General features: G+C 42.5%; 17 protein-coding genes. 7 read left to right on the top strand and 10 right to left on the bottom strand.

From position 1 onward, the window contains the following. Window positions 1–128: 128 nt before the first annotated feature. The 4 genes from ACP69U_RS04815 to ACP69U_RS04800 form a co-directional block, all read right to left on the bottom strand. Window positions 129–809, bottom strand: a complete 681-nt coding sequence (locus ACP69U_RS04815; protein WP_426137967.1) for a GDYXXLXY domain-containing protein — start codon at window positions 807–809, stop codon at window positions 129–131. Continuing rightward, complete coding sequence (locus ACP69U_RS04810) at window positions 806–2,014, bottom strand: DUF4401 domain-containing protein (RefSeq protein WP_426137966.1); 1,209 nt, start codon at window positions 2,012–2,014, stop codon at window positions 806–808. The genes ACP69U_RS04815 and ACP69U_RS04810 overlap by 4 nt, the downstream gene beginning before the upstream one ends. Beyond that, entirely contained in the window at window positions 2,007–3,059 is a 1,053-nt protein-coding gene (locus ACP69U_RS04805; protein WP_426137965.1) for a DUF2157 domain-containing protein, read from the bottom strand. The genes ACP69U_RS04810 and ACP69U_RS04805 overlap by 8 nt, the downstream gene beginning before the upstream one ends. Window positions 3,060–3,142: 83 nt before the next feature. After that, window positions 3,143–3,397, bottom strand: a complete 255-nt coding sequence (locus ACP69U_RS04800) for a DUF2798 domain-containing protein (protein ID WP_045442930.1) — start codon at window positions 3,395–3,397, stop codon at window positions 3,143–3,145. 253 nt (window positions 3,398–3,650) lie between these two features. Here ACP69U_RS04800 and ACP69U_RS04795 point away from each other — a divergent pair, with 253 nt between their 5' ends. Next, window positions 3,651–4,355, top strand: a complete 705-nt coding sequence (locus tag ACP69U_RS04795; RefSeq protein WP_426137964.1) for an aspartate/glutamate racemase family protein — start codon at window positions 3,651–3,653, stop codon at window positions 4,353–4,355. Between the two features lie 25 nt (window positions 4,356–4,380). Here ACP69U_RS04795 and ACP69U_RS04790 read toward each other — a convergent pair whose 3' ends face one another. After that, window positions 4,381–5,424 carry an NAD(P)H-dependent flavin oxidoreductase gene (locus ACP69U_RS04790; RefSeq protein ID WP_426137963.1) on the bottom strand — a complete coding sequence of 348 codons (1,044 nt, stop codon included), beginning with the start codon at window positions 5,422–5,424 and terminating at the stop codon, window positions 4,381–4,383. 200 nt (window positions 5,425–5,624) lie between these two features. Between ACP69U_RS04790 and ACP69U_RS04785 the strand changes: the two genes are divergently transcribed. Both ACP69U_RS04785 and ACP69U_RS04780 read left to right on the top strand, forming a co-directional pair. After that, a complete protein-coding gene (locus ACP69U_RS04785) occupies window positions 5,625–6,812 on the top strand; it encodes a hypothetical protein (RefSeq protein WP_426137962.1) in 1,188 nt (395 codons plus the stop codon). After that, window positions 6,802–8,880: a hypothetical protein gene (locus ACP69U_RS04780; protein ID WP_426137961.1), complete on the top strand. Its 2,079-nt coding sequence runs from the start codon at window positions 6,802–6,804 to the stop codon at window positions 8,878–8,880. Before ACP69U_RS04785 ends, ACP69U_RS04780 begins: the two co-directional genes overlap by 11 nt. Before the next feature lie 73 nt (window positions 8,881–8,953). Here ACP69U_RS04780 and ACP69U_RS04775 read toward each other — a convergent pair whose 3' ends face one another. From ACP69U_RS04775 to ACP69U_RS04760, 4 genes are all read right to left on the bottom strand, one after another. After that, complete coding sequence (locus ACP69U_RS04775; protein WP_426137960.1) at window positions 8,954–9,331, bottom strand: DsrE family protein; 378 nt, start codon at window positions 9,329–9,331, stop codon at window positions 8,954–8,956. Between the two features lie 183 nt (window positions 9,332–9,514). After that, on the bottom strand, window positions 9,515–10,057 hold the full coding sequence (locus tag ACP69U_RS04770) for an acyl-CoA thioesterase (protein ID WP_060490140.1): 543 nt from the start codon (window positions 10,055–10,057) through the stop codon (window positions 9,515–9,517). Window positions 10,058–10,101: 44 nt separating this feature from the next. Continuing rightward, window positions 10,102–11,166 carry a YheT family hydrolase gene (locus tag ACP69U_RS04765; protein ID WP_426137959.1) on the bottom strand — a complete coding sequence of 355 codons (1,065 nt, stop codon included), beginning with the start codon at window positions 11,164–11,166 and terminating at the stop codon, window positions 10,102–10,104. A 113-nt stretch (window positions 11,167–11,279) separates the two neighbouring features. Next, on the bottom strand, window positions 11,280–11,891 hold the full coding sequence (locus tag ACP69U_RS04760) for a YigZ family protein (protein WP_426137958.1): 612 nt from the start codon (window positions 11,889–11,891) through the stop codon (window positions 11,280–11,282). 196 nt (window positions 11,892–12,087) lie between these two features. On the opposite strand from ACP69U_RS04760, the gene ACP69U_RS04755 reads away from it, so the two are divergent. Together ACP69U_RS04755 and ACP69U_RS04750 are read left to right on the top strand one after the other, a co-directional pair. Continuing rightward, window positions 12,088–12,792 carry a pseudouridine synthase gene (locus tag ACP69U_RS04755; RefSeq protein ID WP_045442943.1) on the top strand — a complete coding sequence of 235 codons (705 nt, stop codon included), beginning with the start codon at window positions 12,088–12,090 and terminating at the stop codon, window positions 12,790–12,792. A gap of 423 nt (window positions 12,793–13,215) precedes the next feature. Next, entirely contained in the window at window positions 13,216–14,280 is a 1,065-nt protein-coding gene (locus tag ACP69U_RS04750) for a disulfide isomerase DsbC N-terminal domain-containing protein (RefSeq protein WP_250163446.1), read from the top strand. A gap of 154 nt (window positions 14,281–14,434) precedes the next feature. Here the strand turns inward: ACP69U_RS04750 and ACP69U_RS04745 are convergent, their stop codons facing one another. After that, complete coding sequence (locus ACP69U_RS04745; RefSeq protein WP_426137957.1) at window positions 14,435–15,088, bottom strand: DUF2939 domain-containing protein; 654 nt, start codon at window positions 15,086–15,088, stop codon at window positions 14,435–14,437. Window positions 15,089–15,530: 442 nt separating this feature from the next. On the opposite strand from ACP69U_RS04745, the gene dnaJ reads away from it, so the two are divergent. Together dnaJ and dapB are read left to right on the top strand one after the other, a co-directional pair. Beyond that, window positions 15,531–16,670: a molecular chaperone DnaJ gene (gene dnaJ / locus ACP69U_RS04740; protein WP_193008379.1), complete on the top strand. Its 1,140-nt coding sequence runs from the start codon at window positions 15,531–15,533 to the stop codon at window positions 16,668–16,670. A 182-nt stretch (window positions 16,671–16,852) separates the two neighbouring features. After that, window positions 16,853–17,701 carry a 4-hydroxy-tetrahydrodipicolinate reductase gene (gene dapB, locus ACP69U_RS04735; protein ID WP_426137956.1) on the top strand — a complete coding sequence of 283 codons (849 nt, stop codon included), beginning with the start codon at window positions 16,853–16,855 and terminating at the stop codon, window positions 17,699–17,701. Window positions 17,702–17,735 lie beyond the last annotated feature (34 nt).

Raw genomic sequence — 17,735 nt, 5'->3', positions numbered from 1 at the left:
ATTTATTTTTAGGTCGTGAGCAACGGTAACAAGTTTGTCTCCGTACCCTCAATGTTACTTTAGTTAAGGAATGTTATGCGTTGCACGTATTGTGCTTAATAATGAATAAGAAGTAACACAATAAACGTCTAATGAGAGGCTTTATCCTCTTGGCTTATGTCGCCGACGATGACTGTAAAATCACTGTCTGCCATCTCTGTGAGTAATGGCTCGCCTTTGTCATTGACGCGAAACAGACCATATTCAGCCGCTTCAAACGCCTCAGCATGACCTTCTTGAAAGAAGAACGCATTGGTCGCCAATTGCACACTCCCGTTACGGATGCGGTAATAAATGGGCAGCTCACTTTTAGTTAAACCTTCACGACTATTACTATCAGCTAAGCGAACAAAATGCCCCACATTATTACCATCGATTTTCACAATGACATAACCGTCGCTTGGCTCATAAATACGAAAATCTGTATCAAGCTCGTCTAATTCTACATCTAGTTCTGAATCTAATTCGTCTTGTGTTGAATGAGGGTGCTTTGGTCGCATGGCATCAAAAATATCGCGCTCTAGCGCATAGCTTAACGCCATATAATCACCTTGCATAAAACCACGTGGATCAACGGGTGCGAGCGCTAATAACACCGTTTTGCCAGTGGTGATATGGGTTTCGTATTTGATGATACTCATGGTCATTACGACCAATATTAGTGCCAATCCAAGTAAGGCAACAGTGATGGTAACGGCTCGTTTTTTTAGCCAATGCGTGGATGGTGACGTGTCATTAATCAAGCGCTTAGTCAAAATTTTATTTTTCATGAGTGGCGCTCCTGACGATCGTTGGCGCTCATTGTCAAATCAGTATCGTTGATAAGGGAGTTAGCGAAATAGCGTTTAATCAATAGCCAACGCCCCATTAGCATGGTCAGTCCGACGATTAGCATTGAGAGAGATTTGATTAGCAATGAAGTATCGAGCTGGTAGTAATACCAAAATATATAGCTGACCAAGGCGGTGACGCCCAAGCCTAACAGCACCCGTTGGCTATTGGCGATCGCAATGACGATGATAAGGCTGGTCGCGAGCAGTCCTGAGACGTAAATGGATATTATCCCAAGCAATACAATCGCACCACCAATGAAGAGTCCCGCTGCCGATAGTAATTTAACGTCGTAACGTTTTAGAATCAGATAAGCGGCATAAAGGCTGGCAAGTGTAAGCAACCCTTGCGCCAAATAGTAATTGTAGCGAAAAGTGTCGCCATAATAAGTAGCAAGGCTATGACTATGTTCAGCGGCGATAAAGTACACAGAAACGCACAACAGCATCAGCGCACTGGCGTAACCAATGGCTTTAATAATATCAAAAACATCCGCTCGCCATTTACGGGGCATACGCTGCAATAGAGAATAACGTGATAAATTGCTGCCAGTCGTAATCAGTGTTAATAGCCCCAAGCTAACCTCAGGTAGATGATAATAGTTAAGCAAATAAATCATCAAACCTAGCGTCATTATGCTACCCAATAGGCGATAGATACGGTTGGGCATAATGACCGTCATAATGGCTTGCACGAGTAAAAACAGCCAAACATCTATAGGATGTGACAAATTATTATCAAATAAAGCAAAGCCAATGTAGGCTTGTCCAGCCGAGCTAATAGCCAATGCTAGGCTACTGATAAAGGTATTATCACGGCTTTGCTTGTTTCTAAATAAGACAAAACCCGCCGCGCTGAGTACTAGACCTGTAATTAACAAGGCAATCACACTGTCAAAGCCATCGATGCCGAATAATAACAAAGACAAAAAGGCGATTAGAAACAGACTCGCTACAATACCGCTAAGACCAAAAAGTATTTGTATAAACCAAGGAATATCGTCTTGAGAGTGATGATTCGCTATCGTTGCCTTAGCACTTGTTTCACCAGTACGGGCATCAATCACATTGCCGTCAATAAGTCCAAGCTGTTGCAGCTGTAAAAGGACATTGTCCGAGTGTTGATTATTCATATCATTACTCATAATTGCCTCCTTTGACGACAGCACTTGGGCGGTTGTTTTCGCTGTTTAGACGTGCCGCATGACGCAGCCAAACGACCGCCGCTGAACTCATGCCAATCAATAATAGGGCTAAGATGAGAAAACCACCCATATCAAAATTGTCTAAAAACAACTTACCTGCCCAAAACATCACCACGACAATGACAGAGCCACATAAATAGGTCAGCATTAATAGATTGATGCGATACCAATAAAATCGCCAAACCATAAATCCGCACCAGCTCATCCATAGCAGCAAAGCGATCAGCGTCATTAAAATATTGGTGTCATCAAAGACACAAAGAATGGCAAGGTAAGTAATAAAATAGCTGCTGAGTAAACCGACGACATAAGCGCTCCAATCCAGCTCGGACTTAAATCGGCTGCGTGTGACTGATGGTGGCTGACGGTCGATAAACGCGAGCCAAAAATTTAGCGCCACAAAATTAACAGCGGCAAGCACGCCTATTTGTAAGACACCTTCATAGAAGTAACTAACAAAGGCAAAGTCCATAACGCCGAAATATAAGATGAGACCAGTATTAATAAGCCCCAACCACAGCAGCCATAGCGCAGGGAAGCGGGCGATGATTACCCACGGAATAATCAATATAGCCCAACCGAAAAACAGCTGCCACGTATCAGCGCCCGTTTGATAAATCTGCCCGAATAGCGCCAATAAGCTACCCGTAATCACGCTAGCAATAAGCAATAATAATTGGCGAACCAGCTGAAATTTCTGTCTAAAAGAAAGCACAACGTAAAGGGCAATCGTGATAACCAAGGCCCCTTCGACCAAAGCGAACTTGCCCATTTTGCCCATATTTATCCAGTTATAGGCAATAAAAAACACCAGTGATAATACCAGCGCGACCGCCCCAATAATCAGCATGGCCTTATCAAAAAAGACCAGCCATGAGCGTTTGCTAGGATAGACTTGCAAATGAATCGCTGCATTATTGGCATGCGTCAATGGCAGTATGCCTTGCTTGAGTAAATGCTCGATAGTACGCCGTGGTTGGCTCATAGCGTCCTCTAAATAAAAAGATGATGTTGCTTATCTTAGCTTTTTTGTGAGAGGCAGATGTACTAAAGTTTATAGTTTTTTACTCAATAAAACTCAATACGACTGAGCAAATGCTCTTGGATGAGATAGGCGCAAATATAAGCGCTCGGCCACGCGACTATAAAGGCATATTTCCATGAGTGAAACAGCGTGATAAAGAACCCATCGACGAATCCTACATTGATCAGCAGCAATGCAGTTGAGATAATCGTGGACATTAGCAGTGCCATTAAAAAGGTAAAAATAAGCCGGTAGTACTTGCGCCGTGTGCGTATTCTGATGGTAGGGAATTTTGCCATAGTGTGGAGGTGTCCTACATGGTGATGGTGGCGTTTGATGAACGATGTTGCGTAGCGTCATGAGTCGTCATTACCAACCATGATATCGTATGTTGATAAGTGGATAAAATCGTTATTATCAATGGTGACATTCGTTATATTTTAATGACTGTTGTCTCATGCATCAAAATAAAAATTCCTGAAAAATAACAAACTAAAGATGATTAATTTTGCTACGATAAAATCGATTACAACCCACAAATAAGGCAATAAAATGACCGTGCACAAGCAGCGAACATTGGGCATCATCGGTGGTATGAGTTGGGAGAGTAGCGAAAGCTATTATCGTCTGATAAATGAGGGTATCAAGGATAAGTTGGGAGGATTGCATTCAGCGGATTTGCTGATTCACAGCGTAGAATTTGGTTTGATTAATGAATTACAAGAGAAAGGTGAATGGGAAGCGTTGGGTATACTCATGGCGAATAGTGCCAAACGTTTACAAGCCGCTGACGCACAAGGATTAATGATTGCTTCCAATACGATGCACAAGCTGTTTGATGCCGTACAAGAGGTGACCGACTTACCTTTGATTCATATCGCTGATGCCACTATTGCCGCCATCAAGAAGCAAAATATGTCTAAAATTGCGTTACTCGGTACACAGTTTACCATGACGCAAGATTTTTATAAGCAGCGTTTGGTGGATGCAGGGCTTCAAGTGTTGATACCAGAGAGTGATGCACGAGCAGAGGTACATCGAATTATCAAAAAAGAGCTGTGCGTCGGTCAATTTAAAGACAGCTCGCGCCAGTATTATCAGCAGGTGATTAAAGATTTAGCAGATCAAGGTGCAGAGGGCGTCATCTTAGGCTGTACAGAAATTGGACTGCTCATTAAACAAGCAGACAGCCCAATTCCAGTATTTGATACCACTTTGATTCATGCAGCGGCAGCGGTGGATTTTTTATTAGAGTAGCGCGGACTGATCAAAAAATTTGAGCCTATGACGTTTTGACCAAGCGCTCTAACAGCTCAATCGTGCGCTCTTGTCTGACCAAAGCGACGCCTTGTCCTGCCCATAAAGACTGATACTCTGGGTCAAGATTATTGGTCGCATGACCACGCAAAAATTTGGTCATCGCATTTAATTGTGGATAGGGCGGTAGCTCATGCGCACTTTCAAAGCGAGCAAAATCACGCAAATAATCATTTAATAAACCACGAGCCTGCTTACCTGAAAACAGTCTCGTTAAGCGTGTCTCAGTGCTGCGCTTATCTTCACTGGCATCAAGTAGTGCTTGCTTATAAATGTCATTAATGCCGCATTTATCTGTGGTCAAAAACGCCGTTCCGATTTGCGCCAGCTCAGCGCCAGCCGTTTGTACCGCTTTGATATCTTGCCCAGTCATGATGCCACCTGCTGCAATTAACGGAATATCGGTACACGCGCGCGTTTGACTAATCAGCGTCAATAATCCCAATGGATCGTTTTCACTTTGCGCGAGCCAGCCACCGCGATGTCCACCAGCTTCGACTCCTTGTACACATACCGCATCAGCACCAATATCGCTCCATTCTTTCGCTTCTAATGGATGATTTGCCGTCCCGATGATACGCGTGCCTAGACCTTGCAGATGCTGAACTTGCTCGGCACTGATAATGCCAAAGGTAAAACTGGCGACAGGAACGGGATTGTCATAGAGCACTTGTAGCTGATCTGCAAAGCTTAGCGCAGGGCGTTCAGGCAGCGCAAACTCGATATTGTTTTCTTGATAGTAATGACTTAGCCAAGCAGGGATTTCGGTATCAAAGGTGCTCGACTCATGCTCAGACAACACCATCAGATTGATCATAAAAGGGCGATCAGTGAGCGATTTAATGGTGTCAATATGGCTATGCAAAACCTCTGGCGGCGTCATGCCCGATCCCAATGAACCCAGTCCACCAAAGTTACTCACCGTCGCTGCCAGCTCAGGGGTGGTTGCGCCTGCCATCGGCGCTTGCACGATAGGGTAGGTCAAATTAAGGGTATTCAGTAAGGTCATGACGGGCTTCCTTTTTATTTTGTTAGGTTTTTATCTCACTTACTTTAACAGAGGTACGCAATGAGTATGTTGGATAGTGTTTATTTAGTTGCTGAATATGGGGATGGATTTTGACTACAATTTCGTAGTTAAAATATTTGACTATGATTCTGTAGCTAAGTATTATAACTATAATAATGTAGTCATAATAAGGAGCGAAGATGAGTGTAGGTAACGTAGTCTATGGCAGCAACTACTTTCCACGTCCAAAAGATGAAAGAGTAATATGGCGCAAGCTTGCTCAGGGCGATCATTTGTTGCTGCTTGCTCCAAGACGAGTGGGTAAGTCTTCATTAATACACCATCTAAAGGATAATCCTAAAAAAGGTTACGCTCTCATTTATAGCTACGTCCAAGACTGTACAGATGAGCAAGAATTTTATAGAAAGCTATTGAAATCTATTACGCAGTCAGAGTTCGTTACCAATACTGCTAGTGTCTCTACAAAGGTGAAAGGCTGGTTCAGTAAACTTGATATTGATTTTTCGGTAGAAGCCTTTGGTGTAAAGGTGGCAGCCGACAAGAAGAATACTGATGAATCTTGTGTCATCAATACAGACATCATTCGACAAATTTTAATGGATAGTTTGAGCGATACAGAGATAACTTTGATAATTGCTATTGATGAGTTTCCTGATGTGCTTATCAATATACACAAACAGCATGGTGAAATGGCTGCTATCAAGTTTTTATCAGGTATTAGAGAGATATGCCAAGATATCGATTTTAATAAAAAAGTACGTTTTATTTTCACAGGGTCTATTGGGCTAGATACCGTTGCCAAAAAGCTCAATCTAAGCAATTTGATTAATGTCTTTGTCCATACAACGATCAATCCATTATCAGCTTTAGAAGCTAAAAATTTCATAGACTTCTATTTTAATAAATCATCTGACCGAGTCTTAAGTGATAACTTGAAAAGTCTTATCATTGAGCAAGTAGGGTGGAATATGCCGTACTATCTCGCATTGGTATGTGAAGAAATACTTGATAACTATGAAGATGACAAGTTGTTAGAAGAACAAGATGTTGTAAGTTGTATTGACCAGCTGTTTGAACAAGAAACCAAAACGAAGTTTTCTCATTGGCGTGAACGCTTAAATCGATTAGAAAAGCAAGAAAGGATATTTGCCGAGTCAACATTGACCCTCGTTTCTGGACATAGTGGAGCATTGCCTTATAGCGAAATTTTTAACTTGAGCCAACATGAGGACTATAAAGATCATATCAATGCCAGTTATGTCTTAACCTGCCTTAAACATGAAGGCTACCTCTACCACTCAGAAGACAATACTTACCAATTCACATCACCTTTACTCAAACGCTGGTGGATTCGTTATGGAAAATAATAATATAAAAAGCCATTCAGTTTTGCTTTATAACACGCAAAATATAGATGCCCAGCTGTTAAAAGCAGGTTTTAGCATACGTAAAAAAGAGTATCAGCGAATTTGGAAAGATATTCAAAAAGGGTCAATGGCGAAGCCCGAGACACATTATCTAATTCAAGGTGTGCGCGGTGCTGGCAAGACAACACTTTTATCACGCCTAGCAAATGAAGTGGGTGAAGATGAAGAGTTAAATAACTGGTTAATTCCTATTCTACTCAATGAAGAAGAGTATGGCATCTTGTCACTATTCACTTTTTGGTTACGTATTGCTGAAAAGCTTGCAGAGCAAAGTGCTGATATATACACGGAACTATTTGAGCAAGTTTCAAGTTTAGATGATAGTGCCGAAATTGCTTGGGACTTGATACAAAGCCATTTAGATAAAAATAAGCAAAAAATAATCGTCTTCGTTGATAACTTAGGAGAGTTATTCAAAGACTTTGACGATATTGAACATGCACAGCTTCGTGAAGTGCTGAGTTTACATCCACAAATTCGTCTCATTGGTGGTTCTAGTCAATTGCTTGAAGCGCATTTTGATGGTGCAGCACCCTTTTATCAGTTTTTTAAATTGGTTAATTTGAAACCAATCAATGAAGCAGAAATGCACGAGCTGCTACGCTCTCTGGCAAAACAAACTGGTGAAGAAGCAGTGAAAACGATTGAAGAAATCATTACTGAGCACCCTGAACGTATAGAAGCGGTCAGACGCTTAACGGATGGTGTGCCACGTACTATTGTTTTGCTATTTCAAATTATCATGGAAGGGGCAAAAGAGAGTAGTTACGCCTATTTAGAAGAAACCATTGATAAGACCACACCTTTATATAAACATCGAATGGATGACTTGTCACGTCAGCAAAAAGCGATTGTCCATACCATAGCGATGAACTGGGATGCGGTGAGTACCAAAGAGATCGCGGAGCAAACACGTCTCCCAAGCAAAACCGTATCTGCGCAATTAGTGAAGCTACAACAGCAATGGATAGTGGATAAAATTGAGACGAGTACCAAGAATCATCTTTATATTATTAAAGAACGCTTTTTTAATATTTGGTATTTGATGCGCTATGGTAATCAGTCAGATAAGCGCCGTGTTTTATGGCTTACGAGGTTTTTAGAGAGTTGGTATAGTAGAGATGAGCTTAATTTGAAGTTAATTGATTTGGCAGTACCTTATATGGATATAGATGAGGAAGAAGGGTATACGTTAGCGAAGCCTAAAGAAATATACGTCAATGCTCTATTGGCTAGTAAATTCATAGATGAAAGCTTTAAAGAAAGTGTGAATATAGTATTAAAACCCTACTATAACAACTTAATAGAAAATAAATATAAAGAAATTTTTTCTAAAAATTTAATAGAGTTATTAAATAAATTAGATGAAGATGATTATACCACTACAAAAATATCATTAGAAAGTTTGTTAGAGTTGAATGTTGGTATAGCTGATTACTTGAAGTGTTTAGAAATGATTTTTAGGCACAGTGATAATAAAGAGCTAAAAGAAATAATTATGGATAAGGTATGGAATAAATCCATGGAAACTGGCACAAGCTACGTTGCTTTACTCCTAAAAATTATGAACTCAAACTATCGAAGTTTTAACGAGTTAGGTGGATTTATTACTGAGAAAGTAAAAATAGAAGAGTTAAATAAAGAAAGTGTAGGGCTGTTTATATTTGCAACTTATATGAAGCTATGGTTTGATGATTTTAAAGGATTTGATAAAAACATCAATATTTTAAAAAGAACAAACTTAAATATAGAGTATAATCCTCTAGATTCAATTTTCTTAGAAAAACTTCTCATTTTGCTTCTTAAAAAAAACCAATTGGAAGTTGCTTACGGACTTATGAAAAATTTTCCACATCTACAGGAACAATTCAAACCTGTTTACTACGCTACAGTCTCATTATTCCAAGACGAACGTCATCAAGAGTATTTACGAATGGGCCCAGAACTACAAGGTATAGTAGATGAGATATTGCAAAAGGTCGAAGAGTTTCGTGTTAAGTACGCTTAGATGAGGCAAAGGTCATAATCTGGTTCTAAGACTAAATTATGACCTTATATATAAAGCTAATTAAAATAGATATTTAATTCAACTGCAAAGACCCTTTCGCATTCATCAGTAGCTCAACCACATCATCACCACTGATCACTTCAAAGCGCTTATCAATTGCGGATTCTTCCACGCCATTGTGCTTCATACACGCACCGCAAACCAGTACTTGACCGCCTTTTTCGATAAAGGCTTCTAGCAATTCGCCCGCAGGTTCAAATGGTGCGCCAATATTGACCTTATCTAATGCATTCGGTAATGCCAAATGTACCGCGTCCACCATTAATATCACTGAGGCAGAATGACCTTTTTTAAGTGCGACACCTGCCATCGTAAATGCTAAGGTGATTTTGCTTGGATTTGATCCACTATTATCAAATAACGTACCGACATAATCCGTCGTGTTAGCCATATTATTCTCCTTATAAGACTGTTTTAATTAGATAGTATTTAGTTGAGCTGAGTATGATGCTCACTACTATACTAACATTTAATATATATATTTATATAATGTATTGTTAGGAAATAGTAGTTATAAGGTTAACTGATTGTGAATAGGTGTTTGTGACTTATGAATAAAGTTAAAAAATAAATGCTAACTTTGCGGTGGCCACGGACGATCAGCATCACTGACGATCCATTCTGCCACATAGCCACTCGGTGGCAACTGCCAATCTGCTTGCCCCAATGAGGCTAGTACACGTGCTGTTTCTATCACCTTACCTTTTTCAGTCACGCCCGTACGCAGTAGAGCAGAGGAGCAAGGTTTGCCCTTTACCCACATCGACTGCTCGATATATATCCAGCGCTCATCGAAGCCGACGATATGCGTTTTCATAGTGACCTTATCAAAAGCGCGAATGCGTTTGCGATATTGGATAGTGCTGCCAGCGACGACCAAACCCCAACGCTGCTTGAGCAGTTGACGACCAAGCCCGCTACGCACCGCGAAGTCAGTACGACCCATATCAAAAAGGGTAAGTACGCGACCATTATTCATCTCTAAGAAGTTGTCGATATCTGTCAGACGACAGCGAAAGCTAATCTCACTCGTATCTTTAAACGTTAAGGTATTGCCTTTTTTGACTTGTAGCGCGGCGTGGGCGATGGTGCTGGCATAACGGATAAATGGATACATAGTGCAATCTCAAAAGAGTAAAAGGTAAGGTGAGTATTCTTATTTTAGGGCTTATTAGATGCTACACCGATATGATTAAAATAAGCGCTGACAGTTTCAGGTATCCAGTTGATATCAAATCTTGATTTTTTATAAAGATGAGGTGACTTGTCTTTGTCGGAGCGATAACGAATAAAACCCACATGCCCGCCATGCTCAGTGTCTAAAATAGTGACACTGTCAGACACATCGTTTGGCATGGCGGTAAAACCAAGGAAGGGGTCGTCTTTGGCACTAATAAGTAACAATGGTTTCGTTACTTTTATTAAATAAGGCAGGGCTGATGAGGCTTGATAGTAGTGGTTATTAGAGCGGTAGCCATGACGCGGCGCGGTAAAGATATCGTCAAAGTCACTGATGCGATTGACCGCTTTGATCGAGTCGATCTCCTCTTTGCTGATGTCATTGGCTAAGGCTTTTTTGATAATTGGGTTGAGCAAATAAGGGGTGTAAATTCGATGGCTCAAAAAGCTGTGCATACTAAGCGCCGCCGATGACATATCGACGGGAGCGGAGATAACAGCCGCGCCTTGGCAGATTGCTTTATCACCATATTCGCCCATGTACTTTGCCAACGCGTTACCACCCAGTGACACCCCAACTGCATAAATATTGGCGTACTGTTGACTTAGGTTTTGCAGCGCGTGATGCACCTCATCGGTATCACCCGCATTATAAAAAACCCGACCATTAGCAGGAATGCCGCCACAACTGCGGAAGTGCGCCACCACAAAGTGCCAGCCCTGAGCGTGCATCTGATGCGCCAAAGCACGTGCATAATGGCTGTCGCTGCTGCCTTCCATACCGTGGAATAGCACGATTAATGGCGTTTGCTCACGTCCGCCATTTTCTACGGTTTCGATAGAATGCGCATCATAAAAGTCATAAGCAATATCACTTTCATCCAACGAGTCTTTTTCGACCACACGGCGATAAGTGGGCGCTTTAGGGGCAAAAAACTTAGGAAGGATACTTTGCAGGTGCGAATTGGTCAGCCAAAAGGGCGGTTTAAAAGGCGCTGGAGAGAAGGGTTGGCTCGGTTTTGAAGTTGGCGAATTTGATGTTGGCATAAAGGTATCTTATTTAATGGGCGTTAAAATCATCTTTAACAATCAGTGCCTTATCATACCCATGGCAGTTATCAAAACCAATAAGATTTAGTGAATGCTCAGTGAACGCATGGTTACTCATTCAATTTTCCCGACGCATTTAATACCCGTCCATCCATCGCCAGACGTTCTTTTAAATGGTCGATATCTGCTTCAGCAATCGTAACAGTCAATGTCACTTGTTTACTATAAGCAACATCATCGATACTGCCATTTAAACTGTCGACCACATAGCGGCATTGAGCTTCGGTCGCAAACTCTGCCAATATTTGCACTTGTACCATTGGCACATAAGGGCTTAAATCCATCTCATCGACGACTGCTTGCGCTGCGCCTGCATAAGCACGGGTTAGACCGCCTGCGCCCAGTTTAATACCACCAAAATAACGTACGACGATAATAATGACATTGCCGATAGATTTGTGTTGAAGTACGTTTAATATCGGGCGACCTGCCGTACCATTTGGCTCGCCATCATCATCAAAACCAGCACTGGTGGTGTTATCGGGATCGCCAATGATATACGCCCAGCAGTGGTGGCGCGCATCGGCATATTGCTCACGTAGTTGTTCCACGTGAAACATCGCCTGCTCACGCGAGGTTACAGGATAAGCATAAGCAATAAACTCGGATTTTTTAATTTCTAAGCGCGCAGTGACAGCGCGTTTTAGCGTTTGATAGCTCATATTTCATCAGGTCTAGGTTGGATATGGTAAACTTGTCTAACTTTCACTGTCGTCCATATTGGGTGCAGTGTTCATTTAATTTTTTATTATAGTACCACTTCTGACCCATGAAGATAGCGAACAAGCTCAGTGTGAGTGCTGGTATCGTTAGCTGCTACGGTAAAGTAGGTATCATCAAACGAATGGTAGGCAATATATGCGTCTAGATAAATTTTTGAGTAAAGCCACTGAGCTATCGCGTAAAGAATCTAAAAAAATTCTGCACGCTGGTGAAGTGACGGTAAATGATCAAGTCATTAAAGACCCCGGTGTCCATGTCGATGTCGTCAATGATGATGTGATTTGGGCAGGCGAGCCATTATCGGTCGCTGCGGGCAGTCGTTATATTCTATTACATAAGCCTGAAGGCTTTGAATGTACGCTGAAAGTAAAAGAGCATCCAATTGTCACTGAACTGATTGCAGTGCCAGAGCTTGGTAGCTTGCGCATTGCAGGGCGTCTCGATGTTGATACGACCGGCGCATTATTGATGAGTGATGATGGTAAATGGTTGCACCGTGTCACCAGCCCTAAGCATGAACATGCCAAAATTTATGAGCTGACTTTAGCAGATGCGATGGATGAAGCGGCGCAAGCCAATGCCGTCAAAGAAGTCGCTGAAGGCATCCTTTTAGAAGGCGACCACGAAGAAACAAAACCTGCGGTTCTAGAATTCATTGACGAGACCCATGCACGTTTGACCCTTGAGCAAGGTAAATATCATCAGGTAAAACGGATGATGGGTTACTTTGGTAATAGAGTGGTTGAGCTGCATCGCGCTAGTGTCGGTCATATTACTTTGGAAGGGTTAGAGAAAGGCGACAGTCGCTTTTTAACACCTGAAGAAGTCGCTAAGTTCTAAGTTTTTCATCTTGAAATGAACTCGCAAGCACTTCTTTACAATCAGCAGCCACTTCACGTGTGCTGCTTTTTTTGACCGTAGTGTTTGACCATGGTTTTTAACTATCGGTTTTACCCTGTTATGTCTCGCGTGCACACTGTGTTGCCTATCTCTTAAAGCTCAGTAGCAGTTTTGCAAAATTGAGCCGTTAAACCTTTGCAAAAGTATTCCTTGTGCTAAAGTCTGCCTATCTTTTTTTAATCTATTTTTTTACATAATATCGTTATCTTTATTAAAAGTAGCTATTGTTAGAAACGAGCATTATTAGAAGCGGCTATTCTTAAGATTGAGTGTTGTTAAAATTAAAGGTTGTTAAAAATCGTTGTTACTGAAACGCGCTGTTATTAAAAGCTGTTTTTGTTAAAACCAGATAGGACTGTCTCTGTGAAATCATCTCTATTAAAATCTGCCAGTTTAATTGGCGCCATGTTATTGGCAACCACCGCTTGTGCCCAGTCTAGTGATACTATGGCTACTAATCAAAAAACGAGCCAGAGTACTCAAAATACAAAAGCCGCTGGCACCGTTAGTAAGTCTGTTGACAGTCGCTTGCGCCAATTGCTCACTCAGGCAGGGATCAAAACACAAATCAGCTCTATTGTGCCGTCCAACTTGCCCAATATGTATCAAGTCAATTTGGCGGGGCAGTTGCCTTTGCATATCACTGAAGATGGCAAATATGTCATTCAAGGCGAGCTACAAAAGAATCCAAGCAAGCGTGTGGTCACCAAGACGCCAGCGCGTAGCACCAGTGCGCAGGCAGGCAAACCTGTCAGTGCGAGTGTCAAAGCTGATATATTGGCAAATATGGATGCGCTGAAAAATATGAGTGCCAAAACGCCGTTCTTTTATACCGCAGTGCCAGGTGTGATTTGGGGTGCGACATTGGAAGGCGTGCCTTTTTTACTATCGGATGATGCACAATATATTACTGATGGCGAGATATCTGTCATCGAAAACGGTCAATTCATCGGACTCGATGAGCAGTTTGAAAAGCGTAAAAATCAGTCTGTGTTTGCGACTTTAGATGAAAGCCAGCTGATTAATTATCCAGCGACAGGCCCTGAGAGAGCGGTTATTTATGTGGCAAATGATGTCAATTGTCCTTATTGCCGCCGCTTGCATCAACAGCTACCGATGCTTAATGCCAAAGGTGTGACGGTCAAAACCATTGGTTATCCGATATACGAGCAGTCCCCTGAGCAAATGCGTGGCATTTGGTGTCAAAGTGATGAGGACAGCCGCCGTAAAGCTTTTGATAAAGCAATGTTGCAGGGTGAGATGACACCAGCACCAGCAAGTTGTACAGCCGATCATGTGACGCCCAATCGTGAAAAAGCAGCAGGGCTTGCGGTGATGGCAACGCCTGCTATCTACCGTGAAGATGGCGTGCTGTTTCAAGCGAGCTTTGAGAGTCCTGAGTTTTTAGAATTTTTGGGTGTGCAGTAGCTCACACAGATGTTTAATCTCGCATAGATGTTTAATAAAGTTATGAATAAAAAATGTATTAAGAGATGACATTCCTTAATATTAATAAAAAACCGCCACATAAGTAATCTATGTGGCGGTTTTTTATTACCTATAACCGTTAAGGATATCAAGTCTATTGTGGCAACACGATATCAACGATTTTCCAATCAATTAAGCCGTTACGCTGCATCTCGATGGTGAGCGGATAACCTTTTACCTGACCGCTAATAGTGAAGCAATTAATACCGCAATAGCTTAATTTGGGCTTGTCACTGTCAGACCCTTGCGCTACCTGTTGCTCCAGTTCAGCGGCTTGTTTCTCCATGATTTGCTGCATTTGGCTTTTGACCACTGCATCCACATCACCGCGCTGGATGATAAGATTTTGAATCAAATTTTTGAGATCGACTTGATTACTAGCGATTGCCCATGCGGCGGCCAGCTCTTTGGTTGCGGTATTGGCCTGACCTTGGGTATTGATGACTTTTTCGATATTTTGCGGTGTTATAGCACCATCTACCGCCTGCGTGATAAAGCTATTGGCGGCTTGGGTTAATGCTTCGCCGCCCAGCTCAGCGACCAATGGATAATTGGCCATAGTCGCCGTAAACTGACTGGTGAGTTGGTTTTGGATACTAGGTCGCACTTGCTCATAGTCGATCGCTGCGGCGATGGTCGCGCCGTCTTTGGCATCGTAGGCATTTTTAAGCTGATAAGCGCTGTAATAGGGCGAGCCTGCATAGACAGCGACGGCAATGACGATTAATAAAATAATCAGCTTCTTCATAAAAATCAAACCCTTATCGCAAAATAAAAACGTAATGATGGGCAAATTTAATACTGGTGAGTATAAATATAAAACCCCAGAAATATAGCGATAAATATTAGCATGGCTGGGTCTTTTTAAGGTATGAAAACCTTTGTTCATTCCTTAATAAAACCTTTTTGTATGGCCAAGCGCACTATAGTGGATACTTTCCCTGCCTAAGCGCTTGATAAATCACCATAGCATCTCCATAAATAGCGCAAACTTTTAATAATTGATTTGGCTAAGCAGCATCCCGCCGTATTCGCTTGTAAGATTCATAGCAGTATCACCTCTTTTCTCTCACTATTTATGATGTTTCATGTGAAACCTTTGAGTGTCATAGTGAGTCGTATTAAGGTGGTGGTTGACTAGAACTACTGAATCGACTGTCCGGTGGACTGTAAAGACGATAGGAGAGCCCATGAGTAAGCGCGATTTTTATGAAGTATTAGGTGTGAGCAAGACCGCTGAAAGCAAAGAAATTAAGCGAGCTTACCGCAAGCTGGCTATGAAATATCACCCTGACCGTAACTCTGATGATCCAGATGCTGAGGATAAATTCAAAGAAGCATCCATGGCTTACGAAGTACTAAGCAGCGAAGAGAAGCGCTCTGCTTACGATCGCATGGGTCATTCAGCCTTCGAAAATGGTATGGGCGGCGGCGGCTTTGGCGGTGCAGGTGGTGGCGGTAATTTCCAAGATATCTTCGGTGATATCTTCGGCAACTTTGGCGATATCTTCGGTCAGCAGCGTGGTGGCGGCGGTGGACGTTCGCGCCGTGGTTCTGATTTACGTTACGTCATTGAGCTGACGCTAGAAGAAGCGGTACGTGGCTGTAAAAAAGAAATCAGTTTCACTGCGCCTGCGCCTTGCGACACGTGCGATGGCAAAGGGGCAAAAAATGCCTCTGATATCGTGACTTGTCAGACCTGTCATGGACAAGGTCAAGTGCGTATGCAGCAAGGATTTTTTGCCGTGCAGCAGGCTTGCCCACATTGTGGCGGCACTGGTAAACAAATCAAAAATCCGTGCTCTGACTGTCACGGTAATGGCGTTAAAGACAAATCACGTACGCTAGAAGTGTCTATCCCAGCGGGTGTCGATGATGGTGATCGCGTCCGTCTAGCAGGCGAAGGTGAAGCGGGCGGCGCGGGCGTCCAAAACGGCGACTTATACGTTGAAGTACGCGTAAAACCGCATAATGTCTTTACCCGTCAAGGGGCGGATCTATATATGGACGTACCCGTTAGCATCACCGATGCAGCACTGGGTAAAGAGGTCGAAATACCAACTCTAGATGGTAAAGTGAAAATCAAGGTTGCAGAAGGCACGCAAAGTGGTAAGTTGCTACGTGTGCGTGGCAAAGGCGTGACGCCAGTACGCACCACGATGAAAGGTGACTTGATTTGCCGTGTGGTTATCGAAACCCCAGTGAATCTGACTCGCGAGCAAAAAGACCTGTTGCGCCAGTTCCAAGATACGCTCGACGGTGATAGCAAGCATCAGCAGTCGCCACATAAGAAGTCATTCTTTAAAAAGATTGGCGACTTATTTGATTAACTGAGTTGTTTCAATCACTCGTTTGGTTAAATGACTAGATACAAAACCCCCAGTGTTTCATGTGAAACACTGGGGGTTTTTATTGACGCTATAAAAAACCATTCAGGTAGTGATATTTGCTAAACTTAGCATCATAACATTTAAAACCTTTCTTATTAATATAGAGCTTTTAGGATAAAAATATGAGCCAACAGATAACAGCGCAAGAAAATACAAATAAACAAGCCATCAAAGTCGGGGTTATTGGTGCTGGTGGTCGTATGGGGCGTATGCTAATAGAGGCAGTACAAGACAACTCGCAAACGACATTAAGCGCCGCGATAGAACGTCAAGGATCAAGCCTTGTCGGCGCCGATGCTGGCGAAGTCGCCGCTATCGGTCGCTTAGAGGTGCAGATTGTCGATGATTTAAAAGTTGTCATTAATGACATCGATGTACTGATTGACTTTAGCTTGCCTGATGCCACTGAACAAAATATGCAGATTTGCGCGGCAAACAATGTCGCGATGGTTATTGGGACGACAGGGTTCAATGAGCAGCAAGAGCAAGTGTTGGCAAAAGCCAGCGAGAAAATTGCGATTGTCTACGCTGGTAACTATTCAACAGGTGTTAATCTGTCATTGAAATTGCTCAACATGGCAGCGAAGGCATTTGGTGAGGATGCCGATGTAGAAGTTATCGAGGCCCACCATAAGCATAAAATCGATGCGCCATCAGGCACAGCATATATGATGGCAGAAGCCGTTGCAGAAGCTCGTGGACAGAACCTAAAAGATGTCGCTGTTTATGGCCGCGAAGGACAAACGGGCGAACGCAAAGCAGGTACTATTGGTATTCATGCCATTCGCGGAGGTGAAATCATTGGCGATCATACCGTGATGTTTATTGCCGATGGTGAGATGGTTGAAATTACCCATCGTGCCCGCGCGCGTATGACGTTTGCCGCGGGTGCTGTACGTGCCGCGACTTGGGTTATCAAACAAGAAGTTGGGCAATATAATATGCAGGATGTGTTGGGTTTGAATGACTAGATAGCGTTGAATATCTGAACAAAACTAATGGTCA

The organism is Psychrobacter sp. TWR1-1-1, from assembly GCF_049895865.1.
GTDB classification, from domain to species: Bacteria; Pseudomonadota; Gammaproteobacteria; order Pseudomonadales; family Moraxellaceae; genus Psychrobacter; species Psychrobacter immobilis_A.
Note: the sequence above shows the minus strand (reverse complement) of the source record. Positions and strands in the feature narration are given on the sequence as shown.

What these genes read in the sequence shown, in the direction of transcription:
- ACP69U_RS04815 (WP_426137967.1), bottom strand. Translation starts at nt 809, where the DNA reads ATGAAAAATAAAATTTTGACTAAGCGCTTGATTAATGACACGTCACCA.
- ACP69U_RS04810 (WP_426137966.1), bottom strand. Translation starts at nt 2,014, where the DNA reads ATGAGTAATGATATGAATAATCAACACTCGGACAATGTCCTTTTACAG.
- ACP69U_RS04805 (WP_426137965.1), bottom strand. Translation starts at nt 3,059, where the DNA reads ATGAGCCAACCACGGCGTACTATCGAGCATTTACTCAAGCAAGGCATA.
- ACP69U_RS04800 (WP_045442930.1), bottom strand. Translation starts at nt 3,397, where the DNA reads ATGGCAAAATTCCCTACCATCAGAATACGCACACGGCGCAAGTACTAC.
- ACP69U_RS04795 (WP_426137964.1), top strand. Translation starts at nt 3,651, where the DNA reads ATGACCGTGCACAAGCAGCGAACATTGGGCATCATCGGTGGTATGAGT.
- ACP69U_RS04790 (WP_426137963.1), bottom strand. Translation starts at nt 5,424, where the DNA reads ATGACCTTACTGAATACCCTTAATTTGACCTACCCTATCGTGCAAGCG.
- ACP69U_RS04785 (WP_426137962.1), top strand. Translation starts at nt 5,625, where the DNA reads ATGAGTGTAGGTAACGTAGTCTATGGCAGCAACTACTTTCCACGTCCA.
- ACP69U_RS04780 (WP_426137961.1), top strand. Translation starts at nt 6,802, where the DNA reads ATGGAAAATAATAATATAAAAAGCCATTCAGTTTTGCTTTATAACACG.
- ACP69U_RS04775 (WP_426137960.1), bottom strand. Translation starts at nt 9,331, where the DNA reads ATGGCTAACACGACGGATTATGTCGGTACGTTATTTGATAATAGTGGA.
- ACP69U_RS04770 (WP_060490140.1), bottom strand. Translation starts at nt 10,057, where the DNA reads ATGTATCCATTTATCCGTTATGCCAGCACCATCGCCCACGCCGCGCTA.
- ACP69U_RS04765 (WP_426137959.1), bottom strand. Translation starts at nt 11,166, where the DNA reads ATGCCAACATCAAATTCGCCAACTTCAAAACCGAGCCAACCCTTCTCT.
- ACP69U_RS04760 (WP_426137958.1), bottom strand. Translation starts at nt 11,891, where the DNA reads ATGAGCTATCAAACGCTAAAACGCGCTGTCACTGCGCGCTTAGAAATT.
- ACP69U_RS04755 (WP_045442943.1), top strand. Translation starts at nt 12,088, where the DNA reads ATGCGTCTAGATAAATTTTTGAGTAAAGCCACTGAGCTATCGCGTAAA.
- ACP69U_RS04745 (WP_426137957.1), bottom strand. Translation starts at nt 15,088, where the DNA reads ATGAAGAAGCTGATTATTTTATTAATCGTCATTGCCGTCGCTGTCTAT.
- dnaJ (WP_193008379.1), top strand. Translation starts at nt 15,531, where the DNA reads ATGAGTAAGCGCGATTTTTATGAAGTATTAGGTGTGAGCAAGACCGCT.
- dapB (WP_426137956.1), top strand. Translation starts at nt 16,853, where the DNA reads ATGAGCCAACAGATAACAGCGCAAGAAAATACAAATAAACAAGCCATC.